Origin of the sequence: uncultured Lamprocystis sp. (assembly GCF_903933125.1) — a bacterium.
Taxonomy (GTDB): Bacteria; Pseudomonadota; Gammaproteobacteria; order Chromatiales; family Chromatiaceae; genus Thiodictyon.
In genome coordinates, this window is record NZ_CAIZIZ010000036.1 from 1 (window position 1) to 3,176 (window position 3,176).

Here is a 3,176-nt window from a genome sequence, read left to right on the forward strand (position 1 = left end):
CCGCCCAGACTGGGAGCGCGTGCTCGCGCAGCTGGCCGCGACCGCCTGAGCGGCCTCGCGCGGCGCTCCGCGCCGCCGCGCCGGGGCCGCCCGCGGGCCTGACGGGTTGCTTCCGTGGTCCCCCAGGGTCCGCCGTGCGGACCCGCGCCCCGCGACTGCCGGTCGCGGCTGGCACGATGATCGAGATCGCCTAAAATGGCCAAAGTCGAGTTAAGGAGCAAGCATCACAGAAACAATTGGTTGCGATGCAGTGAAGCGAGCGAAAAACCGTTGCGGACCAGGCAAGGGCCAGGAAACACCGCGGAAAATGCCGCTTCCACTCAAGTGACTGCTTGTCGAAAAAGCTGTAAGCCGCTGATTTATAGATGCCGCAGCTTAAGTCAGTGCCATTCGACTCTGACCGTGACAACCAAACTTGAGCGTTTCACACTGATGGCGCGCGAAGAGCCGCAGACGCGGTTCACCTCCCTGATGGGGTTGTTGTGTGACCCCGAGGGTTTGCGCGAGAGCTTCGGGCGACAAGACGGACGCAAAGCGCCCGGAGTCGATGGGATAAGGAAAGACGACTACGGACAGGGCGTGGAAGCGCGACTGACGGACCTGTCGGCACGGATACGCCGACTGGGCTACCAGCCAATGCCAGTGCGGCGTACCTACATCCCCAAGGGGGACGGGCGGCAGCGTCCGCTCGGGGTGCCGACGTTCCTCGTCAACTGCACTCACCCCTAACCCACCTTTGGGATGGGCCACGATCATCCATCCCTTCCATCCACTGACCGGCCAACGCTTTGAGGTGCTCAAGACGCGCCGGGTCGGCGGCATCGACACGCTGCTGTTGCGCTATGCCGAGCGGGGCAGTTACGCCGTCGCCCGGGAGTGGACGGACTGGTCGCTGACCGCGCCCGTCCTGGCGCCGGATGGTGCGGCGCGGAAACTCACCTGCGAGACCCTCCTGACGCTGGTCGAACTGGTTGGCGAGTTGGCCGAACGTGACGCCCGACAGCTTGACGAATCGGGCGCTATCGACCATGCTCAGACCAGTTAAAGACGTGGTCTGATCGACATGCGCGACAAGTCCACTCCAGTGCTGCGACGCCGCCGTACCCTGCTGTTGCAGCAACTGCCCCCGCCGCCCGTAATCCTGCGCGGCTCCCTGATTGAGCGTTACAAACGCTGCGGCAAGCCGGGTTGCCACTGTGCCGACGGGCCCGGCCATGGACCCAAGTATTACCTGTCGACCAGTCACTCGGGGGCGCGTCCACAGATGGACTATGTGCCCCAGGCGGCGCTCGAGCACGTGCGCACGGCGCTGGCTAACTACCAGCGCACGCGCGACATTTTGGAGGAACTCTGCGCCATCAATGGTGATCTCCTGCGCCGCCGGGAGCGGCTGTAGCGGGGGGTGAGCGTGCCTAACAGTCCCGTCACTGTCCCCTTCGACGTTCCCCGCGTGGCCCGGCTGCTCGCGAACATGTTGGCCACCTTCCGCGATGAGGAGGCGCGCCATCCCCCGCCTGCGGAGGTCTTCCATGAGTGCGCAGATCACGAGCCAGCACCTGCAGCGACCGGCCTACATCTATGTGCGCCAATCGACGCTGGGACAGGTGCACCATCACCGCGAGAGTACCGAGCGGCAGTATGCCCTGCGCGAGAAGGCCCTGGCGCTGGGCTGGGCGGCGGAGGCGATCCGGGTCCTGGACGGCGACCTGGGTCTATCGGGTGCACACAGCACCCATCGGGAGGACTTCAAGACCCTGGTGGCCGAGGTTTCGATGGACCATGTCGGGGCGGTGTTGGCCTTGGAGGTCTCGCGGCTGGCCCGTTCCAATGCGGATTGGCAACGGCTGCTGGAGCTGTGTGCCCTGACCCACACCCTGGTGATCGACGCGGATGGCTGCTACGACCCGAGCGACTTCAACGACGGACTCCTGCTGGGTCTGAAGGGCACCATGGCACAGGCGGAGTTGCATTTTTTGCGCGCGCGCCTCCTCGGCGGGAAGCGCAACAAGGCGGCCAAGGGCGAACTGCGCAGTCCGCTGCCGGTGGGCCTGGTCTACGATCAGGAGGGAACGATCGTCCTGGACCCCGATGCGGAGGTGCGCGGGGCCATCGCCTTGGTGTTTCGCCTGTTTCACGAAACCGGCAGCGCGTACGCCGTCGTCCAGCAGTTTGTCAAAGCCGGCCTGCGGTTTCCCAAGCGGGCCTATGGCGGCGCCTGGGACGGGCGACTCTTGTGGGGGCGGCTGAGTCATGCGCGGGTCTTGGGGCTCCTGAAGAATCCGGCCTATGCAGGTGCCTATGTCTTCGGCCGCGATCAGTACCGACGGACCCTCAACGCGCAGGGGGAGGTCGCCACCACGATCGCGGCCGTGCCCATGACGGACTGGCGCGTCAACCTGCAGCAGCACCACGAGGGCTACATCGACTGGGAGGAGTTTCTGGCCAATCAAGCGCGTTTGGCGCGCAACTGCACCCATGGCGAGGCGAGCGTGCTGAGCGGGCCGGCACGTGAGGGCCTGGCGCTCTTGCAGGGATTACTGATCTGTGGCCAATGCGGGCGGCGTGTCACCGTTCGCTACCAGGGCAGTGGCGGGGTCTATCCCACCTACCGCTGCAGTGGGCGTCGCCGCGACGGTCTGCAAACGCGCGACTGTCTCGCGGTGCGGTGCGCGTTGCTGGATGCGGCCGTGGTCGAACAGGTGTTGGCCGTTCTGCAGCCGGCCGAGTTGCAACTCGCCCTCACCGCACTCGAACAGTTGGAGACGCGGGATGCGGCCGTGACTCGCCAGTGGCAGTTGCGCCTGGAGCGTGCCGACTACGAGGTCCAGTTGGCGGAGCGCCGCTACACGGAGGTCGATCCCGCCAACCGCTTGGTGGCCGCCACCCTGGAAGAACGTTGGAATCAAGCCCTGCAACGCCTGGCGGAGTTGCACGCGCAGGTGGCGCAGGTCCAACAGCAACAGGTACGGGTGGCGACCCCGGCGCAGCGCGACCAGGTGCTGGCCCTGGCGGTGGATTTTCCCCGTCTGTGGGCGGCCCCCACGACCCCGGCCAAAGATCGTAAACGCCTGTTGCGTCTGCTGATCCAGGATGTAACGGTGGAGCGTTGTGCACCCAAGCAACTGCTGCTGCACATTCGCTGGCAGGGTGGCGCCTGCAGCGACGCGCCGGTCACG

Annotated in this window: 4 protein-coding genes; all 4 read left to right on the forward strand. The window is 65.9% G+C overall.

The genetic code is table 11. The features are described 5' to 3' along the window. Positions 1-402: 402 nt before the first annotated feature. Entirely contained in the window at positions 403-729 is a 327-nt protein-coding gene (locus QZY03_RS01495; RefSeq protein ID WP_295577524.1) for a hypothetical protein, read from the forward strand. Between the two features lie 7 nt (positions 730-736). Continuing rightward, positions 737-1,045: a DUF5372 family protein gene (locus QZY03_RS01500; RefSeq protein WP_295577526.1), complete on the forward strand. Its 309-nt coding sequence runs from the start codon at positions 737-739 to the stop codon at positions 1,043-1,045. A gap of 18 nt (positions 1,046-1,063) precedes the next feature. Beyond that, positions 1,064-1,396 carry a DUF6788 family protein gene (locus tag QZY03_RS01505; protein WP_295577528.1) on the forward strand — a complete coding sequence of 111 codons (333 nt, stop codon included), beginning with the start codon at positions 1,064-1,066 and terminating at the stop codon, positions 1,394-1,396. 133 nt (positions 1,397-1,529) lie between these two features. Next, a partial coding sequence (locus tag QZY03_RS01510; protein WP_295577530.1) for a recombinase family protein occupies positions 1,530-3,176 on the forward strand: 1,647 nt, incomplete at its 3' end.

Excerpts from the sequence above, each read along its gene's own strand:
- QZY03_RS01505 (WP_295577528.1), top strand. The coding sequence starts at position 1,064 with ATGCGCGACAAGTCCACTCCAGTGCTGCGACGCCGCCGTACCCTGCTG.